The organism is Cupriavidus oxalaticus, from assembly GCF_038900635.1.
In the GTDB taxonomy this organism is placed as follows: Bacteria; Pseudomonadota; Gammaproteobacteria; order Burkholderiales; family Burkholderiaceae; genus Cupriavidus; species Cupriavidus oxalaticus_B.
Genome location: NZ_JAYMRX010000009.1, coordinates 251,581 through 257,670, shown reverse-complemented (window position 1 = coordinate 257,670; position 6,090 = coordinate 251,581). Strand labels below are relative to the sequence as shown.

Here is a 6,090-nt window from a genome sequence, read left to right as displayed (position 1 = left end):
GGGCGATCAGATCCTCTGGAATGGCCGGCAGCTCACGGTCTGCGGCTTGGCTCGTCTTCGTCTTGCGTGGCATACATGCTCCTTATCGACATGTTATGCCCTAAACACAAAATTTCTGACAGGTCCCTCTGGCACGGAACGCGTCGCGTCGCTGTGCTCGCTTGGCGCTCGCTTGGCGCTATCGCCGCCGATGAGCTAGGAGTCTGCCGCTGCCCACCTGTTCGCTCCCCTCTCCCGCATGCGGGAGAGGGGCCGGGGGAGAGGGCCGGAGCCTCCACGAAGCGGAGCCGCCCCATATGCTCAGGCCAGCCGCAAACCTTCATCAGCGATAGCCAGAGCACTAAGCCAAGCAAACCAACCAGGACCCGCGCGCAGCGCAGCCGAAGGCGTTCCTACCATTGTCGCCCGCAGCAGGGGCCACCCAACAGCTCTGGGCTCGTCCAAGCACCGCGTCAATCCAGAGCCACGGTGGCGCACCAGGGCGTCAGGCAGTCCCGCCCTGCAACGAAGCCAAGCCCCGTACGAAAGCCTCCGCCCACTACGATAAATGTGGCCGCCCGCAGGGCCGTAAACGCGTTTTTTGGTGACTTTTTGTCGCTCGGACAAAAAGTTACCCGCCCTTCAGGGCGGAACCGGGGCATATCAAATATCCGCCAGATGCCAAGCCGCAGGCAAAGCCGCAGGCAAAGCCACAGGCAAAGCCACAGCCACATAGACAAAAAAACTCACCCCATATCCCCCGGCGTATCAATATCCCGAAACGCCCCCTCATCCTCAGTCAATATCCGCGTCACCGGCTTCCCCTGAAGAAAACCCCGCGCCCCTTCATCCCCATCGAGCTTCAGCAGATCATCCCGCCAGGCAGCACCAAAGCCCACGGGATGCCCCCGCTGGCCATTGCGCCATGGCGCGGCAATCGTTTCAGGGGTGGTGATCGTCAGCGCTACCGCCCGTACCAGTTCCAACGGCAGCCAAGGCATATCGGCAAGCGCAACCACCCATCCCCGCGCATCAGGCGTAGCCGCCACCGCCGCGCGCAGCGCGGCCCCCATGCCCTGCTCGGCGTCGGCCGATTCGAGCACACGGCAACCCCCGCGCCTGAGTTCTTCCGCCAGCGCCGGGTTCCCCGGTCGAATCACCGCAATCGAATCCGGCAACGCCGCCGCCAACGTACGCGCACTGCGCCAGGCAACCGTGCGCCCGCCAGGCAACACTTCAAGCAGCTTGTTCCGAGTTCCGGAAGCATCGAAGCGCCGGCCAAAACCCGCCGCCAGCAAAATCCCGGTAGGTAAATCGGTGCGGAGCAAGGGAGCATTGGGGGCGGCAGTCATGGCGGGCACTCGGCTATCACGCGTCAGGTCGACGGACCAGGGGAAACATCGCAGCTGCTGCCGGTGCCGGCCGCCATCTCGCGCGCGGCCTTGGCGCCTTCCACCTGCAGGATGTCAGGCAGCGACACATGGTTCTTGGCCGCGACCACTTCGGCCAGGATCGAGATGGCGATTTCCGGCGGCGTACGGCTGCCAATATAGATGCCGACCGGCCCATGCAGCCGCGCCAGCTGCAGTTCGGTCAGATCGAATTCCTTCAGCCGCTCCCGCCGCGTCTGGTTGTTGCGGCGCGAGCCCAGTGCGCCCACATAGAAGGCGCTGGTGCGCAGCGCTTCCATCAGCGCCAGGTCGTCCAGCTTGGGATCGTGCGTCAGCGCGATCACCGCGCAGCGCTCGTCCAGCTTCATGTCCATCACGGTGTCGTCCGGCATGGTGCGCACCATGGTCACGCCGGGGATGTCCCAGGTTTCGGTGTATTCCTCGCGCGGATCGCACACGGTGACCTGGAAGCCCAGTCCGACCGCGATCTGGCACAGGTACTTGGACAGCTGCCCCGCGCCGATCACCAGCATGCGGTAGCGCGGCCCGTGGATGGTTAGCAGGGTCGTGCCGTCGAAGACCAGCCCGTCGGTGGCGCTGGCCGGCCCCAGCGTGGCCACACCCGTAGCCATGTCGAGCGTGCGCGCGACCAGCCGGCCGTTTTCCACGGCGTCGAGCAATTCGGCAATGCCGCTGGCCGGTTTGAGTGGCTCGGTGACCAGTTCGATGGTGCCGCCGCAGGGCAGCCCGAAGCGGTGGGCTTCTTCCGCGCTGATGCCGTACTTGATGGCCTCGGGCTGGTCCGACGTAATGCCTTGCCGGCGCACGCGGTCGATGATGTCGTCTTCGATGCAGCCGCCCGAGACCGAGCCGACCACCAGGCCATCATCACGCACCGCCAGCATCGCGCCCTCAGGGCGGGGCGAGGAGCCCCAGGTGCGCACTACCGTGACCAGCAGCACGCGATGGCCCTGTTGCTGCCAGTGCACGCTGTTCTTCAGGACTTCGAGATCCACGCTGTCCATGATCGTTTCCGCTTCGGTTCCTCTGTCTGTTCATTCTCGCCTGCGGCTGCGGCGGGGGCGCCCTCGGCCGCTGGCGTTTCTTCGGTGGTGCCCGGTGTGACCGCCTCGGTGAAGCGCGCAAAGAAGGTATCGGCCAACTTGCGCGCCGCGGCGTCCACCAGCCGCGAGCCGATCTGTGCGATCTTGCCCCCCACATGGGCATCGACGGTGTACGTCAGCACGGTCTCGTCGCCGTCGGGCTCCAGCTTCACGCGGGCAGTACCCTTGCCGAATCCGGCCGCGCCGCCCTGGCCGTCGAAGCGGATGGTGTAGCTGCCCGGAGCCTGGATGTCCTCCAGCGCCATGCGGCCCTTGAAGCGCGCCTTGACCGGGCCTACCGCGGCCATCAGGACCAGCTGGAAGGCGTTGTCGCCGTCGGGCTCGATACTCTCACATCCCGGGATGCATTGCTTGAGCAGCTCGGAATCGTTGAGCGCTTCCCATGCCGTTTGCTGGGGAATCGGCAGGCGCTGGCTCTGGTTCATTTCCATGGCGGGGCTTCCTTTCTTGGTGGGTTGGGGGCGCCGGCCCGCGCGGGGCCGCCCTGGTCGGACAGCAGGGATTCGAGTGCCAGCAGGCTGTCCAGGTTGTGCGCCGGGCGCAGCGCGTCGACATGCGGCAGGATCGCCTGCACGCCGCGCGCCTGCGGCGTGAATCCAGGGTAGCGCAGCAGCGGGTTGAGCCAGACGATGCGGTGCGCAAAGCGGCGCAAGCGAGCCATTTCGCCGCCGAGCAGGTCGATATGCTCATGGTCGAGCCCGTCGGTGACCAGCAGCACGGTGGCGCGCCCGGACAGCGTGCGGCGCGCCCAGTGGCGGTTGAAGCTCGCCAGCGCGGCGCCGATGCGGGTGCCGCCGGCCCAGTCGCGCACCTGGCCAGTGATCACGGCGACGGCTTCGTCGGGGTCGCGTTCGCGCAGCGAGCGGGTGATGTTGGTCAGCCGCGTGCCGAACAGGAACACCGACAGCCGCTCGCGCGACTGCATCAGCGCATGGCAGAAGTACAGCACCGCGCGCGAGTACTGGCTCATCGAGCCGGAGATGTCCAGCAGCAGCACCAGCGGCGGCTTGCGCTCGGCGTGCTTGCGGAATTTCCAGCGCAGCCACTCTCCGTGCTGGCGCACCGCCAGGCGCGCGCTGGCGCGCAGGTCGGCGTGGGTGCCACAGGTGGCGGCGCGCAGCCGGCGCGTGCGCCGCAGTGCCAGGTGGGTGCGCCGGGTGCGTACCAGATGCTGCAGTGCACGCCATTCCTGCGCGGTCAGGGTTTCGAAGTCGCGCTGCGCCAGGCGTTCCTGGTCGGAGAAGGTCAGCGGCACGTGGATGCGTTCCGCCTCTGTCTGCGCCGGGCGCGATGGCATTTCCGGCTGGCGCGCGGCCAGCGCATCGGCAAGACGGTTGCTGCGCCTGGGCGGCGGCGCCCCCGCGTCGACACGCGGCAGCAGCAGCGCGCGCAGCTTGCCTTCCCAGTCGGGGTCGCGCCAGAACAGGTCGAAGGCGGCGTCGAACAGGGGCCGCTGGTCGGGGCCGGACAGCACCAGCGCCGCCAGCGCGGCGCGCACGTCGTCGCGCCGGCCGATGTCGACCAGGCGCAGCGCGGTCAGTGCATCGACAGCGTGCGCCGGCGACAGGGCGAAGCCGCCGTCGCGCAGCAGCCGCATGAAGTGGGTGACGTTGCGCGCCAGCACCGGCAGTCCTGCTTGCGGACCGCCGCTGCGTGCCGCGGCGTGCAGCATGGGCACGGTTCAGCCTCCCGGCGCGGCGCCTGCCAGCAGTTCCGCCACGGTGGGGCCGTCGACGCGCGCCAGGTCGTCCTGGTACTTGAGCAGCACGCCGAGCGTGTCACGCACCGATTGCGGGTCGAGCTCGGTCACGCCCAGCGCCGCCAGCGCGCGGCACCAGTCGATGGCCTCGGCGATGCCGGGCGCCTTGAACAGGTCGATGCCGCGCAGCCGGTGCACGAAGTCGATCGCCTGTGCCTGCAGCGCGGCGGCGGCCTCGGGCGCGCGCGCGGCGACGATCTGCAGTTCGCGGTCGCGCTCGGGGTAGCCGACCCATTGGTACAGGCAGCGGCGCTTGAGGGCGTCGTGCACCTCGCGCGTGCGGTTGGAGGTGATCACGATCAGCGGCGGGCGCTCGGCGCGGATCACGCCGATTTCAGGGATCGAAACCTGGAACTCGGACAGCACCTCAAGCAGGAAGGCCTCGAACGGTTCGTCGGCGCGGTCGATCTCGTCGATCAGCAGCACGCGCGGCACGCCCGGCGCGGCGGGGTCGGCCAGCAGCGACTCCAGCAGCGGGCGCTTGAGCAGGTAGTCGTCGTGGTACAGCGATTGCGCCTCGGGCCGCTCGCCGCGGGCTTCGGCCAGGCGCAGCGCCATGATCTGGCGCGGGTAGTCCCATTCATACAGAGCGCTGGCGGCGTCGAGTCCTTCATAGCACTGCAGCCGCAGCAGCCGCGTGCCGAGCACGCCCGCCATCGCCTGCGCCAGTGCGGTCTTGCCGACGCCGGGTTCGCCTTCGAGGAACAGCGGGCGCTGCATGCGCAAGGCAAGGTAGAGCACGGTGGCGGTTTCGCGGTCGGCGAAGTATTGCTGGTGTTCGAGCTGGGCGAGGGTGTTGTCGATGGAGGTGGGGAGCATGGGGCGATCTTGTTTGCCGACGCAACCAAACGCGCCGTCGGTTTGCTCCCCTCTCCCGCTTGCGGGAGAGGGGTGGGGGGAGAGGGCGGGCGCTCGCAGTAGCGATGGCGTTCACTTCGTTGAGGCGCTGGCCCTCACCCCCGGCCCCTCTCCCGTGTTGCGGGAGAGGGGAGGCCACAATGCGAGAGGCGAAGCGCCATCAGCCCTTCAACGCCGCCTCCACCGCCCTTGCCGCCAGCACCGGAATCAGATGCGCCCGGTACTCCGCCGACGCATGCAGGTCGGTATTCAGCTGCCCCGCATCGACCTTCACGCCACGCGCCGCCTGCGCGCTGAAGTCGGCCGACAACGCCTGCTCCAGCGGCTGGCACCGGAACACGCTGTCGGCAGCGCCTGTGACCGCCACGCGCACCGTATTCCCGGAGCGCGCCACCATCACCCCCACCAGCGCAAAGCGCGATGCAGGATTGCGGAACTTCACATATGCCGCCTGATCCGCGATCGGGAAGCGCACCGCGGTGATCAGTTCGTCCGGCTCCAGCGCGGTCTCATACAGACCCTTGAAAAAATCATCCGCCGCGATGCTGCGCCGGTCGGTGACCACGGTAGCGCCCAGCCCCAGCACCGCCGCCGGATAGCAGGCCGCCGGATCGTCATTCGCCAGCGCGCCGCCGATGGTTCCCATCGCGCGCACCTGCCGGTCGCCGATGCCGCCGGCCAGCGCCGCCAGCGCCGGGATGCGCTGGCGCACCTCGGCATTCTCGGCCACGTCGGCATGGCGCGCGGCGGCGCCGATGACGATCTCCTTGCCGTCGACGCGAATCTCGGCCATGCCGGGAATGCGCGCCACGTCGACCAGCGTGGAAGGTGATGCCAGCCGCAGCTTCATCGCCGCCAGCAGGCTCTGGCCGCCGCCGAGGAACTTGGCATCGGGATCGGCCTTGAGCCTGGCCACCGCCGCCTTGGCATCCGCGGCGCGTTCATAGTTGAATGCGTACATGTCGGTTTCCTTTGCGGT

Annotated in this window: 6 protein-coding genes; all 6 read right to left on the bottom strand. The window is 68.2% G+C overall.

Going from position 1 to position 6,090, the window contains the following annotated elements; all coding sequences use genetic code 11:
• Positions 1–725 precede the first annotated feature (725 nt).
• On the bottom strand, positions 726–1,331 hold the full coding sequence (locus VSR71_RS17290; RefSeq protein ID WP_342915060.1) for a nucleotidyltransferase family protein: 606 nt from the start codon (positions 1,329–1,331) through the stop codon (positions 726–728).
• A 23-nt stretch (positions 1,332–1,354) separates the two neighbouring features.
• Positions 1,355–2,395 carry an XdhC family protein gene (locus VSR71_RS17285; protein WP_342915059.1) on the bottom strand — a complete coding sequence of 347 codons (1,041 nt, stop codon included), beginning with the start codon at positions 2,393–2,395 and terminating at the stop codon, positions 1,355–1,357.
• On the bottom strand, positions 2,368–2,925 hold the full coding sequence (locus VSR71_RS17280; protein ID WP_342915058.1) for a carbon monoxide dehydrogenase subunit G: 558 nt from the start codon (positions 2,923–2,925) through the stop codon (positions 2,368–2,370). The genes VSR71_RS17285 and VSR71_RS17280 overlap by 28 nt, the downstream gene beginning before the upstream one ends.
• Positions 2,916–4,166, bottom strand: coding sequence for a VWA domain-containing protein (locus tag VSR71_RS17275; protein WP_342915074.1), 1,251 nt, complete (start codon positions 4,164–4,166; stop codon positions 2,916–2,918). The genes VSR71_RS17280 and VSR71_RS17275 overlap by 10 nt, the downstream gene beginning before the upstream one ends.
• A gap of 9 nt (positions 4,167–4,175) precedes the next feature.
• The gene (locus tag VSR71_RS17270; RefSeq protein WP_342915057.1) at positions 4,176–5,072 is read right to left on the bottom strand and encodes a MoxR family ATPase; all 897 of its coding nucleotides are present in this window, start codon (positions 5,070–5,072) and stop codon (positions 4,176–4,178) included.
• A gap of 199 nt (positions 5,073–5,271) precedes the next feature.
• Positions 5,272–6,072: a xanthine dehydrogenase family protein subunit M gene (locus tag VSR71_RS17265; protein ID WP_342915056.1), complete on the bottom strand. Its 801-nt coding sequence runs from the start codon at positions 6,070–6,072 to the stop codon at positions 5,272–5,274.
• Positions 6,073–6,090 lie beyond the last annotated feature (18 nt).

Excerpts from the sequence above, each read along its gene's own strand:
- VSR71_RS17290 (WP_342915060.1), bottom strand. The coding sequence starts at position 1,331 with ATGACTGCCGCCCCCAATGCTCCCTTGCTCCGCACCGATTTACCTACC.
- VSR71_RS17285 (WP_342915059.1), bottom strand. The coding sequence starts at position 2,395 with ATGGACAGCGTGGATCTCGAAGTCCTGAAGAACAGCGTGCACTGGCAG.
- VSR71_RS17280 (WP_342915058.1), bottom strand. The coding sequence starts at position 2,925 with ATGGAAATGAACCAGAGCCAGCGCCTGCCGATTCCCCAGCAAACGGCA.
- VSR71_RS17275 (WP_342915074.1), bottom strand. The coding sequence starts at position 4,166 with ATGCTGCACGCCGCGGCACGCAGCGGCGGTCCGCAAGCAGGACTGCCG.
- VSR71_RS17270 (WP_342915057.1), bottom strand. The coding sequence starts at position 5,072 with ATGCTCCCCACCTCCATCGACAACACCCTCGCCCAGCTCGAACACCAG.
- VSR71_RS17265 (WP_342915056.1), bottom strand. The coding sequence starts at position 6,072 with ATGTACGCATTCAACTATGAACGCGCCGCGGATGCCAAGGCGGCGGTG.